We start from the raw sequence: 23,086 nt of genomic DNA, 5'->3' as shown, positions 1-23,086 counted from the left end.
TAAAGGAGAGATAAAGGACATAGAGGAGTGAATAGTATGGAAGCTAGTACATCGAAATCAAGGGTAATTAAGAATTATAAAGGGACAGAATTACATGCCAAAGGCTGGATTCAAGAGGCTGCACTAAGAATGTTAATGAACAATCTTGACCAAGAAGTAGCAGAGCGACCAGAGGATCTAGTGGTTTACGGTGGAATAGGGAAGGCAGCACGCAATTGGGAATCCTACGATGCAATTGTCAAATCTCTACTTGAATTAGAAAGTGATGAAACTCTGTTAATTCAATCAGGTAAACCCGTGGCTGTTTTCAAATCACATAAAGATGCACCGCGTGTATTACTAGCTAACTCCAATATAGTTCCTGCCTGGGCAAACTGGGAGCATTTCCATGAGTTAGATAAAAAAGGGTTAATGATGTACGGACAAATGACAGCGGGCAGCTGGATTTATATTGGAACGCAAGGAATTGTCCAAGGAACCTACGAAACGTTCGCGGAACTTGCACGACAAGAATTCAGCGGATCACTAAAACATACGATTACATTAACAGCAGGACTTGGCGGAATGGGTGGAGCACAGCCATTAGCGGTAACCATGAATGGTGGGGTATGTCTTGCGATTGATGTCGATGAAACAAGAGTAGATCGTAGAATTGAAACCGCTTACCTTGACGTAAAAACGAGCGATTTAGTAGAGGCTACTAATCTTGCAATCGAGGCAAAGAAAACTGGAAAGGCACTTTCGATTGGCTTAATCGGAAACGCTGCTGAGCTGCTGCCGATTATGATTGAAAAAGGGTTTAACCCCGATGTGCTAACAGACCAAACGTCTGCTCATGATCCGTTAAATGGTTATGTTCCAGTTGGTTATAGTTTAGAGGAAGCAAGGGCTCTTAGAAAAAATGACCCTGCTAAATATGTAAAACTATCAAAGCAAAGCATGGCCATTCATGTAAAAGCTATGCTGAATATGCAGGAAAAAGGCGCTATCACCTTTGACTATGGTAATAACATTCGTCAGGTGGCAAAGGACGAGGGTGTAGAAAATGCATTTGATTTTCCAGGATTCGTGCCAGCATATATCCGTCCATTATTCTGTGAAGGAAAAGGACCTTTCCGCTGGGCGGCATTGTCGGGGGATCCTGATGATATTCTTAAAATTGATGAAGTGCTGCTTCGTGAGTTTAAGGATGATGAGCACCTTTGTAAATGGGTAAGAATGGCACAGGAAAAAATCAGCTTCCAAGGGCTTCCGGCTCGTATCTGCTGGCTTGGATATGGGGATCGTGCCCGCTTAGGAAAAATCATTAATGACCTGGTTGCATCCGGTGAAGTATCTGCGCCGATTGTTATTGGTCGTGACCACTTAGATGCAGGCTCTGTTGCATCTCCTAACCGTGAAACAGAAGGAATGAAGGATGGCAGTGACGCCGTTTCTGACTGGCCAATTCTCAATGCCATGATCAATGCAGTCGGCGGTGCGAGCTGGGTTTCCCTTCACCATGGCGGCGGAGTAGGAATGGGTTATTCTCAGCATTCCGGAATGGTAATTGTAGCCGATGGTACAAAGGATGCAGAAGCCCGTTTGCAGCGGGTATTAACGACAGATCCTGGTATGGGCGTTGTGCGTCATGCCGATGCAGGCTATGAACTTGCGATTAAGACAGCAAAGGAAAAAGGCATCAAAATGCCAATGCTGAATCAAGAATAAGAGGTGATATGGTTGGGTAAACCAATTTTTATAAGAAATGCTTCTCAGCTCGTAACATTACAGGGGGGTTCACAGGCTCCCCGTGTAAAGGAAGAGATGTCAAAGCTAAGTGTGATTGAAAATGGAAGTGTTTGGATTGAGAACGGAGTCATTAATGCTGTAGGAACAGATGAGGCGCTTTTTGAAAAATATGGAGACCGTCTTGATGAAGCGGAGATTGTGGATGCAAGTGGAAAGCTTGTAACACCAGGACTAGTTGACCCTCATACCCATCTTGTTTTTGCTGGAAGCAGGGAAAATGAGTTTAATATGAGGCTGCAAGGAGCCACCTACATGGAAATCATGAATAGCGGCGGTGGGATTCACGCAACATCTAGAAGAACTAAATCAGCCTCTCATGAAGAGCTTTTTGAAGAAAGCTATGAACGCTTAAATCAATTCCTACGTCACGGCGTGACAACGGTTGAAGCGAAAAGCGGTTATGGGATGGAGTGGGAAACGGAGCTTAAACAGCTTGAAGTCGCAAAATTGCTCAATGAAAAGCATGTCATCGATGTCGTTCCTACCTTTATGGGCGCTCACGCTGTACCACAAGAGTATAAAGAGAATCCTGATGATTTTGTGGAATTATTAATAGAAGAAATGATACCAAAGGTCGCTGAGCTGGGATTGGCAGAATACAATGACGTATTTTGTGAGCATGGTGTTTTTACCCCTGAGCAATCAAAACGGATTCTAGAAGCAGGAAAGCGTTATGGACTGATTCCGAAAATACATGCCGATGAAATTGAGCCATATGAAGGCGCTGAACTAGCGGCCGAAGTTGGGGCGATTTCTGCAGACCATTTATTAAGAGCGTCTGAAAAAGGAATGAAAGCGATGGCTGAAAAAGGTGTGGTTGGCGTGTTACTACCAGGGACAGCTTACTTTTTAATGGCAGAGTCAGCAAATGGCAGAAAAATGATTGATTTGGGTGTGCCGGTTGCGTTGTCTACCGACTGTAACCCTGGTTCATCTCCAACTGTGTCCTTGCCATTTATTATGAATCTAGGTTGTTTAAAAATGGGAATGACGCCAGCTGAGGTTATTACCGCTGCAACAATCAATGCTGCACATGCAATCAATCGAGGTCGGGAAATTGGTAGTTTAGAGGTTGGGAAAAAGGCAGACATTACGATTTTTAATGTGGATAATTTTATGAAGCTTCAATACTCTTACGGAGTGAATCATACACATACAGTCGTGAAGTCTGGGAAGATAGTTGTCAGGGGAGGTCATTTACTTGAAGAGCTTTCTCTATCCAATTATTAATCCACCATTCTTTACGTGGGTGAGGCCTGAGAGCGGCAAAGGTTCTAAGGTTCATGAATGGATTCAGCCGATTACTGCTTTAACTGATCCTGAAGAGAGCAAGAACGCCGAGGTGGTGATCCTCGGTGTTCCTTTATCTCGTTCATCGATTAGTGCTTCAGGAGCGTCAGAATTTCCTGAAGCCTTCCGACGTTCATGGAGGAGTTTTACTACCTATAATCTTGATGAAGAAATAGATTTATCTGAGATGACCGTACTCGATGCAGGGGACGTGCCCATGCATGTGACGGATATCTCGAAATGTCATACGAATATCATCACAGCATCGGGGGCACTACATCATCATTTTCAACATTCAAAGATATGTGCCATTGGCGGTGATCATTCCATCACAGCCATGATGGTCAAAGGAATGCATTTGAAGAATCCTGATGAAAAAATTGGTATTTTGCAAATTGATACCCATTTTGATTTGCGAGACATGTCAGATAATGGACCTTCCAATGGGACACCCATGCGCAATTTAATTGAGAGCGGAGTGGTGGAGGGCAGTAATATGTACAACATAGGTCTTCATGGTTTTTTTAATACGAAGGATTTAAAACAGTATGCAGATGATAAAGGAGTCAACTATTTTACACTTCGAGCAGCTCGGAAAAAGGGGATAGAAGCGACTGTTCTGCAATGCTTAGAGGAGTTATCTTCGAAGGTGGATACCATTTATTTAACTGTAGATATGGATGTGTTAGACATTGCCTATGCTCCAGGGGTACCGGCATCAACGCCGGGGGGCATGACAACGGAAGAACTGCTAGAAGGGGTACTAGCAGCAGGTCGTCATCCAAAAGTAAAAGCCATGGACATCGTCTGTCTCGATCCATTGCGGGACACACTCGTTCAGCCAACCGTCAAACTCGGAACACACGTATTCCTAACTTTCCTAACAGGAGTCATGCTTCGACAAAGTGCTAGCAAATAGATAGTGAATGATAGCGGATAGATAGTTGTGGTGACAGGCACCACAAAAAGACATTTCATTCGATTTGTCCACCTCAGGTGGACAAATTGAATGAAATTAGGAAGGTAAATTATACTAGGGGGATGGGTATGGGTGCACCAAATCTTAAGGTAAAGGTAGAACCAAATGCTAAACAAATTTATTCTATTAGGAATATTCTGAAATTTGTGATTTATAGTTTAATAGGAAGTTTTATGTTTTTTATTCCTATTACATTAAATAATGTTTCTTCAATTCCTATTGATCATATGGTAACGTGGATTAAACAAAGTTTCCCTTCTTTCGTCTCTGTTTATGCTTTCATTGTTATTTTATTAGGGGCTGTTTATCCTTTTATTTCAAAAACATGGAATAAGGACAAGGTCACAATGGTCTTTTCTATCTTAAAGGTACTAGGATTTTTTGTTGCTATTCTTTTATTTTTTAAGGTGGGACCTGCATGGTTGATGGCTCCAAATATGGGCCCATTCCTTTTTGAAAAGTTAGTTGTATCTGTAGGTCTAGTTGTTCCAATAGGTTCTTTATTTTTGGGGCTCCTTATTGGATACGGCTTACTAGAATTTATCGGGATACTAATGCAGCCGAACATGAGACCGATATGGAAAACCCCTGGACGTTCAGCTGTAGATTTGGTAGCTGATTTAGTAGGTGGTTACTCTCTTGGTTTATTAATGACCAACCGCCTTTATAAAGAAGGAAAATACACGGCAAAAGAAGCGGCCATTATCGCAACGGGGTTTTCGACCGTTTCTGCAACATTTATGATTGTGGTAGCGAAAACTCTCGGTATAATGCATCTATGGGGTTTGTATTTTTGGGTCTCATTAGTGATAACATACTTAGTTACCGCACTTACCGCAAGAATTTGGCCACTAAATAAAATGAGCAACGTGTATATTTCGGATAAAGCAGACCCAGAAGTAGTGATTAAGGAAAAGTTTTTGCAGCATGCATGGAAACATGCAATGGAAGGGGCAAACAATTCCTTAAGTCTTGGGAAGAATTTATGGGAAAACCTAAAAGACGGGTTTATTATGACCATGAGTATTCTACCGTCCATTTTATCTGTCGGACTTATTGGGTTAGTTTTGGCTGAATATACACCTGTATTTGATATAGTAGGCTATATTTTTTATCCATTTACTTGGGCTTTACAAATTCCAGAACCTTTCCTTGCAGCAAAAGCTTCTGCAGTTGGAATTGCTGAGATGTTCCTGCCTGCGCTACTCGTAGTCGAAGCTCCTTTAATAACAAAGTTTATTATTGCAACGGTTGCCATTTCATCCATTCTATTCTTTTCGGCATCTATTCCTAGTATCCTTTCAACTGAAATACCGATAAGTATTCCACAGTTAATCATAATTTGGTTTGAACGGACAGTATTAACATTAATTTTAGTAACGCCAATTGCTTTCTTATTCCTTTAATTGATTGAGCCAGGTGAGACCCTTAGTGAAGAACAACCGAACAAGCCGTCGTGCGAGCCCGCGGAAAGTAAGTGGATTTAACAAAAATAAACAAAATAGATTAACAGGTCCAAAGAAAAAACTGTTCCGTTTTATAATAGAACAGTTTTTTTCTTTTGGAAGTTGATGGCTGATGAACTACCTTTTAATTGGCTAAGGATTCTAACTGACAAATGAAGGTATAATAACAAAAACAGGCTTTTATAGTCCATAAAGGGGTTCTGCAAACCTCTTTTATCCTGAAATGTACTTATTAAAATGAATATTGAGGTGAACAGATAATGCCAATGCTGGATGTGAAAGGTGTCAGCCTATATTATAATGTTAAAGGAAATGGAAATCCCATCGTTTTTATCCATCCTCCGTTACTTACTAGTGAGAATTTCAGATATCAAATAGAAGAACTTTCTCAGTATTTTAAAGTTATCTCGTTTGATATAAGAGGACATGGAAGTAGCGAGTATTCTCCTAAGCCAATTACTTATCACTTAATTGCTGAGGATATAGCTCATCTATTAGAACATTTAAAAATAGAAAAAGCAATTCTTTGTGGTTATTCAACCGGTGCCTCTGTGGCGTTAGAGTTTATGCTTACCTACCTAGACAGAGCACTGGGAGGTATCTTAGTCAGTGGAATGTCGGAAGCAAGTGATTTTTATAATCGACAAAGGATTTCTTTAGCAGTCAAACTCGCAAAGTCATCTACTTTTTCTATCCTAGCTAAAGCGATTTCTATCGGAAATGCTGATTCAATAGAGACATTAAAAACATTGTACCGGGCAGCCGAAAAAGGTGACGTTAAAAATATTAATCAATATTTACAATGTAGTTTGGAATATAATTGTACGGAACAGCTAGAAAATATTGAACTACCCGTATTATTGGTCTATGGTAAGAAAGACAAATCATTTCATCGGTATGCGAATCTCTTAAAAGAAAAATTGCCAGGCAGTGATTTAAGGTTCATTGACAAGGAAAAACATCAACTACCTACAAAAGCAGCGGGAAAGTTAAACCATTTGTTAATTAATTTTGTCGAATTACATATTAAGAAAAATAAGTAGGAAATTGAAGTTATTTAAGAAAGGTAACAATTGTAAGTAAGGATAATTCGGGTAATAAAGGTTTCCCAAAAATTTGATGAAAAGTTTATCCATAAAGCAACTATACTTCCTATCAAAGCGCTGCCAGTAATATCAATGGTATAAAGCTGTCCTATCCAAATACGAAAAAACTGCCAGTGTATTGATTTATTAAGCTAAATATTTTGTGGTCCATGAATATGCCTCAATATAACGTGATGACAATATTTTCTCATTTGTAAGAGTTTTCCTTTTTTTGGGGAAATTGGGAAATTTATTTGTATTCCTTGGGAAAGCGCAAGAACAGACATTTCTTGAGTTCTTTTGTAAAGTATTGCTGTCGTAAAAGCAATGAGAAATAAGGGCGTTTTAGTATATTGCCTAACATAATCTTAATATTTTCAAAAATTGTGAGGGAAAAGGATGAAAATTGTCGTAATTTCAGACACGCATTTACCTAAAAGAAAAAAAGGTTTGCCACCTAGATTAATAGAGGAATTGAAGAATACTGATTTGATTTTGCATGCAGGTGATTGGCAAACGCTTGATGTTTATAGAGAACTTCAATCTTATGGAAGAGTAGAAGGCGTCTATGGAAATGTGGATGATCAAGAAATCAAGGCAATGTTTCCTTATAAAAAAATCGTGGAAATCCTCGGGTATAAAATAGGTATTACCCATGGTCACGGAAAGGGTAAAACCACAGAACAACGTGCAATTGAAACATTTAAAGGTGAAGAAGTAGATTGTATTATTTTTGGGCATTCTCATATACCTGTCATTAGGTATGAAAGGGATATATTAATTTTTAACCCAGGTTCTCCGACTGACAAAAGAAGACAAAAGCTGTTTTCCTTTGGGGTAATCAGTTTAAGTGATAAAATAATGGCAGAACATATTATTTTTAATGAAGGTCAGCAATAGCTAGAAGGTGAGGAACCAATGGGAAATGGAGTTATCGTCTACACCACAAACGACTGTATTGAGTGCACAATGGTAAAAAAAGTCCTAACTGAGGAAGGTATACCTTTTGAGGTGCGGGATATTTCAACAAATCCCGACTATCAAACAGAAGTCGAGAAGTACGGCTTTCTAGGCGTTCCGGTAACAGTGTTAGGAAATAAAGCAGTAAAAGGATTTACCAATGAGCTAAAAGAAATCATGGAAACAGCAAAAAAGAGCTAATTTGGTTTAGCTCTTTTGTACCTTTTAAAACCCAGCTAGTTTTTTAGCATAAAGCATGTTGGTTTTTAGAATTTCATAGTATAGCTCTGGGTAACCAGCTACTAATGCAATCTCGTGTGAAGGATGACAGTGGTCAATATCGGAAATCCAAATATCACCCAATTCCCCTATAGTTATATCTACGGCTGCATTGGCAAAATGTACACCCATACTTTCTATTTCTTTAAGCGTGTCTATAGAGATATGAATTAATTCCTGATAGGTTAAGGAAGCATGTAAGTCACTATGCTGCAAGAAATCTCTTACCATTTCTTTTTCAAATTTAACTACAGGCTGTAACTTACCGGCATGAACTTCGGATTGCTCACCTCTCGTAAACAATCCCATAGCCTTCCATTGTCCTAAATGAACTTTTACCGTAATAATCCGCACCGATATGGTTCGATAACCAGGTACATCGATGGATTCTTGAATTAAGTATTCCCCCTCTTTAAAATATTTACTAAAGATGGAAAAGGCTTGATCCCGGTTATAAAACTTGAAAATCTTGGTTTCCATTTTTCTTAGATTGGTAATAACGAGGGTAGTGGAGTCCTTTAATATAATATTTATTGCGGAACGATTGGCACAATTCAGCGGTTTGACGATTAAATTTGGAAACTTTTTCAAAAAGTAATAAAGGTCTTGAGGTGAGCCATAAAGATTTGTATCAGGAAGATAGCATTTTACCCCAATTGAACTTGCTAATTTCTTTTGGATACTCCATCTATTAAGTAAGAAATTATTAAACACAACATCTCCTAAAATCTTTTGGAAATGCTGAATCCAAGCCGTGCTAACAGAAGATGTCATTACAAAAATAGATGATGGATAGGGGAAGGTTCCTTCTTCCCATTGTTTTGACTGAGGATTATATAGATACCCTTTAACGGTATGATTTGATTTATCTACATGTTCAAGAGAAAAGACAAGAATGGCACCTTTAACTTCTCGATAATGAAAGACATAATCTAGCAGGTCATTGAGGTATTTCTTGAGTGAACTCTGATAATGCCCTACTAGCAATCCAATAAAAGGTCCAATTTGTAATTCATTGCCATTCTGCTTGATTTCAAGATGGCATTGCTGAGGTATATTCAGCATGTCCAAAATGTCTTGAGATAGGCTTGCCCCATTCAAAGGCAGCTGATCAGAAATGTTTACAGTAGTTTGATAGGTTTTTGCACCAAATCTCACCAATCTCCTAGTAGTACGAGTAATTCCCATTGATTCCGCTAATTTTGGATGTAATGTCAAACTCCCTTTGTTGCTGGTGTTATTCGATAGCAGAATAACATTTTCCATTTTTATTCCCCCAATCATTCATACTGGATAAGTTATTGTATGTACAAATAATCAATGTTGTTTTTAAATTGGGGGAGATTCTTACAATTTGGACAAGTGTACCATTGTTATTTTGGAATATGTTTAGGGTAATTCATTACTCTTTTTCTTCATTGGTTTCTTTTTTTTGCTCTTCAGGGACACCGTATAGTTGATTGAACTCCTTAGCTAGTTCATCTAAATATTCATCTGATAATAGGGGCTTTTTCTTTTTAGACATATATTTCTCCAATCTAAAATTTCTTAAAATATTTTAATTTACTTTTACTAAACACAGGAGTATGATAATCACAGTTTCATATTTCTAAATCGCTGAGACCAATTGGTGCGGGGGAACCATTCATATGGATAGTATATCCAAGGGGTGAATCCTTTAAAAAGGTAGGGCTACTCAATGGCCCGAATCCGACAGCTAACCTCGTAAGCGTTAATGAGAAGGAAGGTGGAGCTTGTGAGACAAAAATATTATGTCTACAGGTCTATTTAACTTTGACTTGTAGGCATTTTTTTGTGTTTTTTTCGCAAGATAATAGGTATGAATAACATTTTATATTTACACGGGAGTGGAAACAGTGGTTTCTTCAGTAAAAAGATTATTAATTGGAAGACCTTTAAAGTCAACTGAATTAGGGGAACAAAAACTAAATAAAACAAAAGCGTTGGCAATTCTATCTTCTGACGCATTATCTTCCGTGGCATATGGTCCTGAACAAATATTGATTGTATTAGTAACTCTTGGAGTAGCAGCAATTTGGTACTCCATTCCAATTGCAATTGGGGTTTTACTTTTATTAATTGCTTTAATTTTATCCTATCGCCAAATTATTTTTGCATACCCTCATGGGGGTGGAGCTTATGTAGTATCGAAGGAAAATTTGGGTATGAATTATGGGCTGATTTCTGGCGGATCCTTACTCGTTGACTATATCTTAACAGTTGCCGTAAGTGTTTCGGCTGGAACAGATGCTATTACATCAGCTTTTCCAGCTCTTCACGACCATAATGTGGGTATTGCCATAATTTTTGTCCTGTTAATTACCATCCTAAACTTAAGAGGTGTTACGGAGTCTGCTTCTATATTAGCATATCCAGTTTATTTATTCGTCCTAGCTTTATTCATCCTGATTGGTGTAGGGATTTTCAACATAGTGTCGGGGCAGGTTCCTAATAACTTGCATACCCCGGTAGGAACTCCTATCGCAGGGGTATCACTTTTTCTTTTATTAAGAGCATTTGCCTCAGGAAGCTCAGCACTAACTGGAGTTGAAGCAATATCAAATGCCATTCCGAACTTTAAAAATCCAGCCCCAAATAATGCGGCAAAAACGTTATTAGCTATGGGCGGTTTATTAGCATTATTATTTACTGGAATTGTCTTTTTAGCTTATTATTATGGGATAACGCCAAATGAAAAGGTAACGGTCGTTTCGCAAATTGCTGAGCAAACTTTTGGGCGAAACTTTATGTATTTCTTTATTCAAGGAACCACAGCTTTAATTCTTATCCTCGCTGCCAACACCGGATATACAGCTTTTCCGTTACTTGCAGTAAATCTTGCAAACGATAAGTTTATCCCGAGAATGTTCAAAATTAGAGGAGACCGCCTTGGGTATTCCAATGGCATTATCACGCTAGGATTAGCATCTATACTTTTAATCATATTTTTTAAAGGGCAAACAGAGCACTTAATCCCACTTTATGCAGTGGGTGTATTCATTCCCTTTACCTTGTCACAGACAGGGATGATGTTAAAATGGCTTCGCCAAAAGCCAAAGGGCTGGATGTCAAAGTTATTTATAAATACGATGGGAGCTGTTATCTGCTTTGTCGTAACCATCATGTTCTTTTTAACGAAGTTCGCTCAAGTATGGCCGGTTTTGATATTTTTACCCATTATTATCTTCGTATTTTACAGAATTAGAAAGCATTATGAGGCAGTGGGTGAGCAGCTTAGAATAGATCCTAATGAACCAGTAGTTCCAATAGAAGGAAACGTCATAATTGTTCCAGTAGCTGGAATGACGCATGTAGTAGAAAATACATTAAATTACGCCAAATCTCTAGGTGCGGAGCAAATAATAGCCGTCTATGTTTCGTTTGAACGAGATGATGAAAAGAAATTTGAAGAAAAATGGAATCTATGGCAGCCGGATATTAGACTTGTAACTTTGCATTCACATTACAGGAGTATCATCCAGCCGCTGACTAAATTCGTTGATACGGTACAGCATAAAGCCAGTGAAGCAAACTATAGGGTTACGGTCTTTATTCCGCAATTTATTCCCAAAAAAGGCTGGCATAATATTCTTCACAATCAATCAAGCTTATTAATAAAAGCGTACCTGCTCTATAAAAGGGATGTAATTATCACTACGGTTCCCTATCATTTGAAAAAATAACAAAAAGCTCATTTTGCCTTCTCGTGCAATATGAGCTTTTTAGATAATATGGTCTTTTGTAATGGGTAGGTGCAGGCTACTCATGAATACTAAAAATACATCCAGGTACTTCAAAGGTCCGCCCGTTTGCGGATAATGAAATGGAGCAGATCACATTACCGATAATGGTACCATGTAGGAAATGGATGTTTGATAGTGTTGCAATATCATTAAAGTTGACGCCAGAGGCTTCACCTTGAGCTGACACAATCATTCCGATTCCACCGCCTGAAACAGGTTCATAGGTTGGTTTACCGGGTACAACAGATCGAAAAACAAAGCTATTGCTGGAATCCGTATTGTCTCCATAGAGAATGGAAATGGAGCAGTTTTTGGCTGAACAATCACCTTTACAAATACGCGCAGATACAGTAAGAATGCCGCTGGATGGGAAACGATCAATTAAGGTTTCTACTGGTACAGCAGCAGCGGAAACGACAGCGCTGCAATCACAACTTTCCATAAAACACCTCTCATTAATTCGTAATAATTATTAATATGAAATAGCTTGTCTTCTTGATTGGACTGGCGGGAAATTAAATATTCTAGTTTTAAAATATTTACTAGTTTGAATTAAAGTCCTTTATATTGGGGAAATATGGGTTAGAGTGATAAAGAAATGAGGTATTAAAGATGAAATTTGATTTACATACCCATCATGATCGGTGTGGGCATGCAAGGGGAGGAATTCGGGATTATATTGAAGCAGCGATAGAAAAAGGGTTGAGTTTCATTGGAATATCGGACCATACTCCTTATTTTTCAAGTAGTGAAGACCATCCCTTTCCCCGTATTGCAATGCCTTCAAGTCAATTTCCTGAATACGTTGAGGAAGTCCTAAAGTTGAAACAAGAGTATAGTGGGAAAATAGATGTTCTTTTAGGAATTGAGGCAGATTTCTTCCCTGAGCATGTAGAAAACTATCGAGTATATTTTGACCGTTATCCATTCGATTACATTATAGGTTCTGTTCATCAAGTGGATGGAGTTAGTATTTTTAATAAGAATCGCTGGGAAGGGCTAAGTGCTGAGGAAAAGATACGCACGAAGGAAATGTATTATTCTTTAATTGAACAATCAGCCCGAAGCGGGATGTATCAAATACTTGGACATATTGATGCAATGAAAGGTTTTTATCCCGAATTTTCAACTATCGAAACCGCTGCAGTTGAGCAGACATTAAAGGTTATTGCAGAATGCGATATAGCCATCGAAATCAACACCTCCGGAAAAACAAAATATGTAGGAGGCTGGTATCCAGCAGATGACATCCTGGAAAGAGCGCTATTCCATGGAGTAAAAGTCACCTTCGGATCAGACGCACATGACCCACATCGAGTGGGAGATGAATTCGAAAACGTTCAAGCCCAACTCAAAGAAATAGGCTTCAAAGAATGGGTGTACTTTAAAGCGAAAATGAGATATGCAGTTAAACTATGAATAAGTGCATAAATGGTGACAGGCACCGTAAAAATGTAATGGCAAAATTGCCATTACATTTTTACGTGTTTTCTTTTTTCTTTACGTTTTTTGGCTATTAATCTAATGAAGTAGATACCGCCAATTAGTGCGAGTACATTCAATGAATCTCCAAGGTTGATGGTTAGGTTGAAGTTATTGTTTACTCGGACTGTGTTTTTGTTGTTGTTGGTACTCGGGAGTGATTTTGTTTCCTGGTTTTCTTTTGTCATAGGAACACCTCCATATGACAAGTATATCAACTTTGATATACAAAAAATGCCAATTTAATATAAAAAATTACTAGTTTTCCACTAAGAACGCTTTTTTATATTTCTTAGTTTGAGAATACATGAGTAGGAATACAAATGCACTGCCAAATCGCATAATTGAATTTAATTCCATTGATTTTTGAATGCCAAGCCCTTCTAACAATAGGATTCCGATTTGCGGGGCAATGAAAGCGACAAACGAGAGTAGTACATTATAGGATGTGATACAATACGTTCTCGTTTCGGCTGGTGATTGCTCCAACAAAAGGTTAAACAATAAAAGCACAACACCAGAAATGAAAAATCCGGATAATGCCTGGACACCTGTTAAATAGAATAGATTGGTAGAAAGGACTGTTAGAAAAGGAACAAGCGCCATGCCTAGCGCCGCCCAAACAAGCATAAGCGTATTAGATTTTGCCTCGGCCCATTTTTTCCACAAAGGGAAAGTAAAAATTTGTACCAATTGAGATGCTACTGAAAAGATACTAATCCAAAGGATGGTCGCTTCTGCAATTCTAACATGATAAATATTAAATATTCCCCAAGACATCTGCCAGGTGAAATTAAAGCAAAGGGCAGCAAGTAGATACCATTTGTAACCATGATCTTTAAAAATGGACCAATTCATCGATGTTTTTTTCGTACTAGCGCTCGATTGGGTCTTCTCTTTATGTTTCATTAAGAAATACACTTCTCCTAATCCAAAAAGGAGGACTATGAAAAATAACCACTGATAGGCTGTTGCGTTAGTTGTTTGGTTTTTCATGATAATCCCGATAACAAGAGTTGAAATCATTCCAGCAATCGTCAACAACCGGTTTCGATCACTAAAAAAAGCTCCGCGCCGATCGTCTTTGATCATTCCGCTTATCAGTGTCTGCCAGCCGATGTTTGAAAGTGTTGCGGGTACATTCATTAACGCGATGATGAATAAAAATGCCCATGCTTGATAAGACGTTGGCAAATAGACCACACCTATAAGCAGCAAAAATAACAAACGAGCGGCTAAAACAGACATCGCTACTGTTTTTTTCTGTGTTTCTAATCGATTTAACAAAATGGCGGCTGGAATCGTCATTATGAGTGCAATGAGTGGAGGAAGTGAACTAATCAATCCAACTTGATAATTGGTTGCTCCGAGAATGGAGATAGCAAAGATTGGATAAAAGTTTCCTGCAAGGTTGATAGCGATGATGGAAACCATTCCGTGATAAATACTAATTTTTTCATTATAAGTTCGCACTAAATTTCACCAGTTTTCTTTGATAATAAATAACCATATCATTATACTACGGTATCCGAAATTTCAATAGAATACTTTTTAAAAAATATCCACGTTTACAGCCCGTACTGATGAAAAAAATTTTCATGTAAATCTAGCGGAAATCATGTATAATATTATTTTGGCTTTAAACGTCAGTTTTTTATTAGGAGTTATTTAAATGAATCAGACTTTTACGTTAAAGGATAAGACAAAACAAATATTTGTGATGTTAATTCCTATTTTAATCACACAACTTGGGATGTTTTCGATGGTGTTTTTTAACACGATTATGTCCGGTAGATACAGCTCATCCGACCTTGCTGCTGTAGCCATAGGTTCATCTATCTGGAACCCAATATTTATGGGGATCAGTGGGATTCTGCTTGCAGTTTCTCCAATTGCCGCACAGCGATTTGGGGAGAAGAGGAGCAGGGAAGTAGCTGCAGTTGTACGCCATGGACTTTATCTTTCCTTTATGATTACGATAGTGGTGATTGTACTTGCAATTTTCTTTTTAAATCCACTTTTAGATAAAATGAATCTTCCGAATGACGTACAGGAAACAGCTTTTGACTACCTGGTTGGTCTTAGCTATGGAATTCTTCCGCTATTTATTTTTAACGTGCTTAGATCATTTATCTATGCATTAGGTAATACAAGGGTAGTGATGTATATCTTGCTCGTCTCTTTACCCATCAATTTATTCTTAAACTACGTGTTAATCTTTGGACATTGGGGATTCCCTGAGCTCGGCGGGGCAGGTGCAGGATACGCCACCTCGATCACCGAATGGTTGATTACTGGAATGACGGTATTCTTTGTAAAAACACAAGAACCTTTTTCGGGTTTTTCTATTTTCAAGAATTTGAAACAATTCTCATGGGAAGAGTGTAAGGAAATATTGAAAATCGGCGTACCGATGGGTCTATCAACGTTTTTTGAAGTGAGTATGTTTGCGGTCGTAACGATTCTTTTAAGTAAATTTAATGTAACCACCATTGCCGCCTATCAATCTGCATTGAACATTGTATCTTTCCTATACATGATTCCGATTAGTATTTCAATGGCGCAGACCGTTTTAGTAGGATATGAAGTCGGAGCCCGCCGGTACAAGGATGCAAAAATCTATAGCTGGCTGGGAATCTATCTAGCTATTCTGACGGCCCTGATTACTGGCGTGTTAGTGGTATTGTTCCGTTATCAAGTCGCAGGATTTTATTCAAATGAAGTGGAGGTCATCAATTTAACGGCACACTTCCTAATCTATGCACTGTTCTTCCAAATTAGTGACGCGATTCAAGTCACAGCACAGGCGGCATTAAGAGGCTACAAAGATGTCAACATTGCCTTTATCATGACCCTAATTGCTTACTGGCTCATTTGCCTTCCGCTTGGATATAGTCTGGCTCAATTTACGAACCTCGGAGCGACAGGTTATTGGCTTGGATTAACAGCTGGGCTGTTTGCGGCAGGGATCGCTTTATCATGGAGACTTATTTACATTCAAAAAAGGAAATTCATCGATACACAAAAATTAGAAGCAGTATAATCTGAAAAAGTCTTACTCTAGCGATTAGAGTAAGATTTTTTATTAGGGAGCAATTTTGTTCCAAAATAAATAGTTAAACAGAGGATTACATGGCCTCTGTTTTTTTATTTTTATTCGCAATTGTTTGAAGGAATAAAATTGAGGAACTGGTAAAAATTAAAAATTAGGAGGTGGAAGTGTGTCCTTATTTCGAACAAAGAAACGAAATGTGAAAAAACCACAATTGATAACTCCGAGTAAATTGGTTTCAGAAAAGGGAAACACACCAACTTCTAGTTCATTATCGGAGACAGAGAAGCAAATAAAAGAAATTCTTGGTAATAATGAAGATTTAAGGATAAAAAATTTTAAAATTTTTGGTAAGTTCTCAGCGGCTTGTGTGTATTTTTCAAGTTTAGTTGATAAGGATTCACTTAATAAGGATATACTAAAGTCCCTCATGTATGAACCTGAACATTTAATGGGGAAAGAAAAACCACTTATTCATTTAATCGATATGATTCTAACAGAAACGCTTTATCATAGTGAGGCAAAGGTTGGGGAGTGTATTGACGAATTAATTGAGCTTTTGCTTCGCGGTGAAACCGTGATTTTTATTGATGGATTAAAGGAAGCCATTCATATTGGAACACGAAAAGTTGAAAAAAGAGCGATTGACCAACCGCAAACAGAACAAGTCATACTAGGACCACGGGAAGGTTTTATTGAAAGTATCGCTACCAATGTTGCCTTATTGAGATACAGACTTCCGACTCCGGACTTCCAAGTAAAAACAATGACAATCGGCCGGCTGACAAAATCAACGGTGGCCATTTGTTATCTAAAAGGAATAGCCAATGAGACGGTAATCAAAGAGGTGGAAAAAAGGCTATCAGAGATTAATATTGATGCCATTCTTGATGTGGGGTATCTCGAACAATTTATTGAAGATAATCCTTTTTCACCATTTCCACAGACCCAAACCACTGAAAGACCAGATAAGACGGTGGCGAATTTAATAGAGGGGCGTGTCGCGATTCTTGTCGATGGGTCTCCCTTTTCTTTATTGGTTCCAGTCGTTTTCAATCAATTCTACCAAACAACAGAAGATTATTCGTCAAGGTTCCTAATGGGAAGTTTTGTTCGACTGGCCCGGATATTGGCCTTAGTGTTTTCACTTATTTTTCCGTCACTTTATGTATCCTTGATTTCATTTAATCCAGAACTACTGCCGACAGAATTTGCAGTAGCCCTTGCTGGTGGTCGGGCAGGTGTTCCTTATCCCGCTGTGATCGAGGTTTTGATTATTGAAGTCGCGATGGAAATATTACGAGAAGCCACCGTGCGGCTCCCTAAACAAGTAGGTGGAGCCTTATCCATCGTTGGGGTGCTGGTAATTGGACAGGCAGCTGTTGAAGCGGGATTATCAAGCCCGATTACGGTAGTGGTTATCGCCTTAACAACAATTGGTTCGTTTGCAACGCCAACCTATACAGCGGCATTTGCCCTAAGGATGCTAAGATTTCCAATCATGATTTTGGCCGGTATTTTCGGACTATACGGGGTAATGGTAGGGGTTATCTTTATTTTTAATCACATGCTTTCATTAAAATCGTTTGGAGTCCCCTATATGGCACCTGTTTCTCCAGAGGACTATCAGGGGATGAAAGATGTTGTAATACGCAGTCCGTTATGGTGGATGCCAAAAAGGCCCAACTTTCTTCATCCCACTAACCGATCTAGACTTTCAGAAAAAGATAATAAGATTTTAGAGCATAACAAACTTGGAAATGATCAGCGGGAGGGTACAAGCAATGGGGGATCCGAAGGAGATTACAGCACTTCAAGCCACAACAATCTTAATTAGTACCATTATTGGTGTAGGCGTTCTCCCGTTACCTTTATTTGCTGTCAGAGCAGGGGAAACAAGTGCACCGTTTGTCACTTTAACTGGTATTGTTTTGGCAGCAATTGGATTAATGATTGTAACCTATCTTGGGATTCGCCACCCGCAAAAAACGATTATCACCTATAGTCAAGATATAATTGGGAAATGGCTGGGCAGGATTTTTAGTATATTTGTCATCTTCTTCTTTTTAATATTAACTAGTCTGACTGCACGTGAATTCGGGGCGGTTGTCGTAACGGCAGTATTAAGAGAAACTCCTTTGGAGGTAACCGTTATTGTCATGCTTTTATTGGCATCCATTAGCTGTCGGAACAATATCAATGTTTTTGCATATATCCATAATCTTTATGTACCGATGATATTGGCCCCTGTTTTAATTGTTGTGGCATTTTCATTGAAAAATGCCAATCTCTTATATTTACGTCCGATATTTGTTGGAAATGATATTTGGCATATGGCCGGAGGTATGCTAACAGTGTCAGCGCTATTTCAGGGGTCGTTCATTATTACGATGATCATTCCCTCCATGAAATCGCCCAAAAAAGCGATGAAGGCTAGTTTTTGGGGCATCCTTGTTTCAGGAGGCTTATACCTTTTGATTGTGATTGCTACTGTAGCTATTTTTGGACCAGAAGAAATCAAACAAATCTTTTGGCCCACGTTAGAACTGGCTCGGACGACAGCAGTACCGGGAAATATCCTGCAAAGGTTGGATATCATTTTTTTGGCGGTCTGGGTGTTGGCTGTTTTTACTACTTTATTCTCAAGTTATTACTTTACCATCCATTCGATTAAAGAGCTTTTCAGACTAAAGGATCATAAGGTACTCTCTTATTTTATTTTGCCATTTGTGTTTTTTTTGGCAATGGCGCCGCAAAACATTTTACATATGTATGAAATTATTCAATTTATCGGGAGAGCTGGGTTGCTGATTACGATTATATATCCGGCATTCCTTTTACTAATAGATTTCCTCAAGAGCTGGAGGAGGAAAAAAAATGTGGCAAAATCATCGTAATATAATCGCCGTAATGCTTTTTTTCTTTCTTATACCTTTACTTACAGGCTGCTGGGACAGTAAAGAAATTGAACAAAGAGCCAATGTTTTGGCAATTGGAGTGGATATAGCAAATGAGAAAGAGAGAAAAAAGGAAGAAGAAATCTCTCATTTGAGCAAAAAGTTTCCGATTCCTGATGAAGAAATGATTAAGGTTACGGCACAAATTGCAGTCCCTGGAAGAATACCACTGGGGCCGCAGCAGCCTGGAGGTTCTGTTAAGCCAGTATTGGTAGTAGAGGTTGTTGGCCATACCTTTCAGGATGCCATGTTAAGTTTACAGCAGGAAATTGCAGAGGTATTGTTTCTTGGACATTTACGGATTATGGTTTTAAGTGAGGAAGTAGCAAAATCAGGAACAAGTCGTTTTAATGATTTTCTAAGACGTAATCCCGAAATTCGCAGAACAGCCTCACTAGTAGTGTCAAAGGAATCAGCTTCAAAATATATGAACCTAACCCCAGAACTGGAACGTATTCCCTCACTTTACCTAGCGAACATGGTTGATAATTTATCCTCAATAGGGAAATTTCCGCCCAGTTTTATCGGACTTTTTTGGACCATCTATTCTAGTAAAGGGCAGGCTCCTTACCTCCCGTACTTAGAACTAAAAGGTAAGTCTACCATACAACTTAACGGTCTTGCCTATTTTAATGGTGATAAAATGGTCGGAAAGACAAATCCACTGGAAATAGGTGTGTATATGGCTGTAATAGGAATTGGCAGAGGCGGGTATGGTGCCTTTGTAGAAGTACCTGGCAAGGATGAAACCGTTTTAGTTAGAGCTGTAAGCAGAAAAACGAGAACAAAAGTTAGGCTTAAGAATGGTAAACCTCATGTCTCCATCAAGATTCAGTATGAAGCGGAGATTGATGAAAAGGAAAGTGCAAACATACAGCTATCAGATTCAGACATAATAAAAAAAATTGAAAAACAAACTTCTAAAAATATCAAAAAGTCTATTGAAAAATTAATAGCAAAGACTCAAAAAAAGAAGGCTGATATCTTTGGTTTTGGTGAACATTTTCGAGCGAAATTACCGCAATATTGGAACAAAGACGTAAAAACAAAAGGTAAATGGAGTGATATTTACCAGAATGTTACCTTTGATGTAAAGGTTGATTCCCATATTCACCGAGTTGGAATGAAATCTAAGTAATTGGTTGAAAGGAGTCCCAAGTATGTATATCGGTTATTTAAATTATGTGATCTTAATTTGCTGGGTGTCCGGGGGATTAATCCTTCTTACCGATGTAAAAGCATACAAACATGCTTCTCTCAAAAAAGAACAGAAGGTGTCAAAATATTTAGGATGGGTCAATATTACAATTGGCTTTGGAATAATGGCTGCTGATTTTATATACGCACATTTCTTGTGGTGATTTGGTTTTGGACTTCAATTCTGGGGTCCATTTTTTTATGAATTTTTGTAGGAATGTATCCGTTATCACCATGATGAAATAAAGATATTTACGATACTTTAGTGAAGTAAAGTAGTGAAATAGTGTGTTAGATAACCTTCCAAATTCATGTAAATAAAGTTGTTGTGGTGTTATAAATAATTCAGATAATTCAAAACGAATAAGGAAGGTGTTGTCATGATAAAACAAAAGCTAGTTCTCATAGGAAATGGAATGGCAGGGGTTAGAGTGATTGAAGAAGTGTTAAAAATCAATCAAAATGCATTTGAAATTATGATTTTTGGTACTGAGCCTTATCCGAATTATAACCGAATTCAGTTATCAAAGGTTCTGCAGGGCGGGACTTCAGTGAGTGACATCACTTTAAATGATTGGGAATGGTATGAAAATAACATGATTCGTTTTTATCCCGGAGAGACTGTAACGGCCATTCACACAAAAACGCAAACTGTAAGTACTGATAAAGGGAGAATACAATCTTATGACCAATTAATCATTGCCACAGGCTCTCATCCATTTATGCTTCCATTACCAGGGGCTGAAAAAGAAGGGGTTAAGGCGTTTCGGAATATAAAAGACTGCGAAGAGATGATTGAATATTCAAAAAGGTATAAGAAGGCCGCTGTCATTGGCGGAGGTTTACTTGGATTGGAAGCGGCAAGAGGACTTCTTAACCTCGGAATGGAGGTCGATGTCATTCATATTAACGATTTTTTAATGGAACGTCAGTTAGATCGAACAGCCGGAAAATTGCTGCAAACAGAACTAGAGAAACAGGGCATGAATTTTCTTTTACAAAAAAACACCACAGAAATAACAGGGAGAAAACATGTCACAGGAGTAAAGTTTTCGGATGGCAGTAGAATTAAAGCAGATTTAGTCGTGATGGCGGTTGGGATCAAACCGAATATCTCGTTAGCGAAAGAAGCTGGAATTTCGGTTAACCGCGGCATCCTTGTGAATGATTATTTGGAGACAGATATCCCGAATGTATTTGCGGTGGGGGAATGTGCAGAGCACCGGGGTATTGCCTACGGTTTAGTAGCCCCACTATATCAGCAAGGAAAATTTTTAGCGAAAAGACTGTATGGGATACAGAATGAAGGCTATCAAGGTTCTATTTTATCCAGCCAATTAAAGGTATCCGGTGTCGATGTTTTCTCAGCAGGAAAAATAAATGAGGTTGAGCATACAAAAGTATATAAACTTTACGACGATTGGAACGGTTCTTATAAAAAGGTATTAATTTAAGACGGTAAGATTGCAGGTGCTGTCCTGTTCGGCGATACAAAGGATGGGAATAAGTTATTTGAATTTATTAAAAAAGGGGCACGAATTGAGGAATATTTAGAGTCATCCCATAGTGTAAATACTGAGGGGAATTTAGCTGCCAGCATGTCAAATGAAGAACTGATTTGCGGTTGTAATGGTGTCACGAAGGGAAGTATTGTAGAGGCAATTAAAGCAAATGGATTAACGACAGTAGACCAGGTAAAGGGTTGTACGAATGCTTCCCGTTCATGCGGAGGCTGTAAATCACTTGTTGCAGATTTACTTGCCCATACACTTGGGGATCAATATCAGTCAGACCAAAAGGAAGCAGTCTGCGGCTGTACGACATTAACAAGAGATGAAGTGCTGGCAGAAATTCGTGAAAAAAGACTCACTCATATACGCGAGGTAATGAACGTGTTGGAGTGGAAAACGGACGGCTGTTCAAAATGTAAACCAGCATTAAATTATTACCTAGGAATGATGGATCCGTTAAAATATCAAGACGAGCGTGAAGCCAGGTATGTTAATGAAAGAATGCATGCGAATATCCAAAAAGATGGCACCTACTCCGTTGTTCCAAGAATGTATGGCGGCGTTACAACCACCGATGATTTACGAAAAATTGCTGATGTTGCCGATAAATATAAGGTTGGCATGATAAAGGTGACTGGCGGTCAACGAATTGATTTACTTGGTGTCTATAAAGAAGATCTTCCAAAAATTTGGGCAGAACTTGATATGCCATCGGGATCAGCCTACTCAAAAGGACTTCGTACAGTTAAAACTTGTGTAGGTGAAAATTACTGCCGATTCGGAACACAGGATTCAATTGGAATGGGAATCAAACTAGAAAGAAAGTTCGAAGGCATAAACACTCCTCATAAAGTGAAAATGGCTGTGTCTGCTTGTCCACGTAACTGTGCAGAAAGCGGAATTAAAGATGTAGGAATTGTCGGGGTCGAAGGTGCTTGGGAAATGTATGTCGGCGGAAATGGCGGGACACATCTGCGCGAAGCGGTTTTGTTGTTCAAGTTCAAAACAGATGATGAGCTTGTTGAGATGATTGGTGCATTTCTTCAATATTACCGTGAAAATGCCAACTATCTAGAGAGAACTTCGGCATGGGTCGACCGCTTAGGCATAGATCATATCAGACAAGTGTTATCGGATGAACGGATGGTAAAGGAATTTAATAATCGAATCGATGAGGCGTTGTCTGTAGTGCAAGATCCATGGAAGGAAGCCATCAATAATAAAAATCTCTTAAGAGACTTATATCAAACTGTAAAAATATGACGATGAGGAG

At 38.6% G+C, this 23,086-nt stretch carries 19 protein-coding genes, 1 pseudogene and 1 riboswitch; of the genes and pseudogenes, 15 read left to right on the top strand and 5 right to left on the bottom strand.

Translation table 11 applies throughout. The annotated features are described in order from the left end of the window. Positions 1–36: 36 nt before the first annotated feature. The 7 genes from hutU to V7108_RS07205 all read left to right on the top strand — a co-directional run bounded on the left by hutU (position 37) and on the right by V7108_RS07205 (position 7,772). Positions 37–1,710, top strand: coding sequence for a urocanate hydratase (hutU, locus tag V7108_RS07235; RefSeq protein WP_335567738.1), 1,674 nt, complete (start codon positions 37–39; stop codon positions 1,708–1,710). A gap of 12 nt (positions 1,711–1,722) precedes the next feature. After that, positions 1,723–3,021 carry an imidazolonepropionase gene (hutI, locus tag V7108_RS07230; protein WP_335520002.1) on the top strand — a complete coding sequence of 433 codons (1,299 nt, stop codon included), beginning with the start codon at positions 1,723–1,725 and terminating at the stop codon, positions 3,019–3,021. Further along, positions 2,993–4,000 carry an agmatinase family protein gene (locus V7108_RS07225; RefSeq protein WP_335520006.1) on the top strand — a complete coding sequence of 336 codons (1,008 nt, stop codon included), beginning with the start codon at positions 2,993–2,995 and terminating at the stop codon, positions 3,998–4,000. Before hutI ends, V7108_RS07225 begins: the two co-directional genes overlap by 29 nt. Positions 4,001–4,128: 128 nt before the next feature. Next, on the top strand, positions 4,129–5,466 hold the full coding sequence (locus V7108_RS07220) for a YjiH family protein (protein WP_335567737.1): 1,338 nt from the start codon (positions 4,129–4,131) through the stop codon (positions 5,464–5,466). Positions 5,467–5,786: 320 nt separating this feature from the next. Next, positions 5,787–6,569 carry an alpha/beta fold hydrolase gene (locus V7108_RS07215; protein WP_335567736.1) on the top strand — a complete coding sequence of 261 codons (783 nt, stop codon included), beginning with the start codon at positions 5,787–5,789 and terminating at the stop codon, positions 6,567–6,569. 441 nt (positions 6,570–7,010) lie between these two features. Beyond that, positions 7,011–7,511, top strand: a complete 501-nt coding sequence (locus V7108_RS07210; RefSeq protein WP_335567735.1) for a metallophosphoesterase family protein — start codon at positions 7,011–7,013, stop codon at positions 7,509–7,511. An 18-nt stretch (positions 7,512–7,529) separates the two neighbouring features. Continuing rightward, positions 7,530–7,772 carry a glutaredoxin family protein gene (locus V7108_RS07205; RefSeq protein WP_335519791.1) on the top strand — a complete coding sequence of 81 codons (243 nt, stop codon included), beginning with the start codon at positions 7,530–7,532 and terminating at the stop codon, positions 7,770–7,772. Positions 7,773–7,796: 24 nt separating this feature from the next. Here V7108_RS07205 and V7108_RS07200 read toward each other — a convergent pair whose 3' ends face one another. Beyond that, entirely contained in the window at positions 7,797–9,116 is a 1,320-nt protein-coding gene (locus tag V7108_RS07200; protein WP_335567734.1) for a YheC/YheD family protein, read from the bottom strand. A 136-nt stretch (positions 9,117–9,252) separates the two neighbouring features. Beyond that, a complete protein-coding gene (locus V7108_RS07195; protein WP_335567733.1) occupies positions 9,253–9,375 on the bottom strand; it encodes a bacitracin ABC transporter ATP-binding protein in 123 nt (40 codons plus the stop codon). An 80-nt stretch (positions 9,376–9,455) separates the two neighbouring features. Next, positions 9,456–9,597, top strand: a riboswitch (cyclic di-AMP (ydaO/yuaA leader). A 130-nt stretch (positions 9,598–9,727) separates the two neighbouring features. Here V7108_RS07195 and V7108_RS07190 point away from each other — a divergent pair. Next, positions 9,728–11,554, top strand: a complete 1,827-nt coding sequence (locus V7108_RS07190) for an APC family permease (protein ID WP_335567732.1) — start codon at positions 9,728–9,730, stop codon at positions 11,552–11,554. Between the two features lie 76 nt (positions 11,555–11,630). On the opposite strand, the gene V7108_RS07185 is transcribed toward V7108_RS07190, so the two are convergent. Then, complete coding sequence (locus V7108_RS07185; RefSeq protein ID WP_335567731.1) at positions 11,631–12,056, bottom strand: hypothetical protein; 426 nt, start codon at positions 12,054–12,056, stop codon at positions 11,631–11,633. 170 nt (positions 12,057–12,226) lie between these two features. Between V7108_RS07185 and V7108_RS07180 the strand changes: the two genes are divergently transcribed. Then, the gene (locus V7108_RS07180; RefSeq protein ID WP_335567730.1) at positions 12,227–13,033 is read left to right on the top strand and encodes a histidinol-phosphatase; all 807 of its coding nucleotides are present in this window, start codon (positions 12,227–12,229) and stop codon (positions 13,031–13,033) included. Positions 13,034–13,086: 53 nt separating this feature from the next. Here the strand turns inward: V7108_RS07180 and V7108_RS07175 are convergent, their stop codons facing one another. Both V7108_RS07175 and V7108_RS07170 read right to left on the bottom strand, forming a co-directional pair. Then, positions 13,087–13,284 carry a hypothetical protein gene (locus tag V7108_RS07175; protein WP_335511016.1) on the bottom strand — a complete coding sequence of 66 codons (198 nt, stop codon included), beginning with the start codon at positions 13,282–13,284 and terminating at the stop codon, positions 13,087–13,089. 70 nt (positions 13,285–13,354) lie between these two features. Beyond that, positions 13,355–14,569, bottom strand: a complete 1,215-nt coding sequence (locus V7108_RS07170) for an MFS transporter (RefSeq protein WP_335567729.1) — start codon at positions 14,567–14,569, stop codon at positions 13,355–13,357. Positions 14,570–14,768: 199 nt separating this feature from the next. Between V7108_RS07170 and V7108_RS07165 the strand changes: the two genes are divergently transcribed. From V7108_RS07165 to nirB, 6 genes and pseudogenes are all read left to right on the top strand, one after another. Further along, positions 14,769–16,139, top strand: a complete 1,371-nt coding sequence (locus V7108_RS07165; protein ID WP_335567728.1) for an MATE family efflux transporter — start codon at positions 14,769–14,771, stop codon at positions 16,137–16,139. 178 nt (positions 16,140–16,317) lie between these two features. Beyond that, a complete protein-coding gene (locus V7108_RS07160) occupies positions 16,318–17,985 on the top strand; it encodes a spore germination protein (RefSeq protein WP_420489168.1) in 1,668 nt (555 codons plus the stop codon). Then, positions 17,933–19,045: a GerAB/ArcD/ProY family transporter gene (locus V7108_RS07155; RefSeq protein ID WP_335567727.1), complete on the top strand. Its 1,113-nt coding sequence runs from the start codon at positions 17,933–17,935 to the stop codon at positions 19,043–19,045. The genes V7108_RS07160 and V7108_RS07155 overlap by 53 nt, the downstream gene beginning before the upstream one ends. Further along, entirely contained in the window at positions 19,026–20,243 is a 1,218-nt protein-coding gene (locus tag V7108_RS07150; RefSeq protein ID WP_335567726.1) for a Ger(x)C family spore germination protein, read from the top strand. Before V7108_RS07155 ends, V7108_RS07150 begins: the two co-directional genes overlap by 20 nt. Before the next feature lie 22 nt (positions 20,244–20,265). After that, positions 20,266–20,466: a CLC_0170 family protein gene (locus V7108_RS07145; protein WP_335567725.1), complete on the top strand. Its 201-nt coding sequence runs from the start codon at positions 20,266–20,268 to the stop codon at positions 20,464–20,466. Positions 20,467–20,682: 216 nt separating this feature from the next. Then, a pseudogene (nirB, locus tag V7108_RS07140) lies at positions 20,683–23,076 on the top strand (nitrite reductase large subunit NirB). Positions 23,077–23,086 lie beyond the last annotated feature (10 nt).

This window comes from Neobacillus vireti (assembly GCF_036962345.1).
Lineage (GTDB): Bacteria > Bacillota > Bacilli > Bacillales > Cytobacillaceae > Neobacillus > Neobacillus vireti_A.
This window is presented reverse-complemented; position numbering and strand designations above follow the sequence as displayed.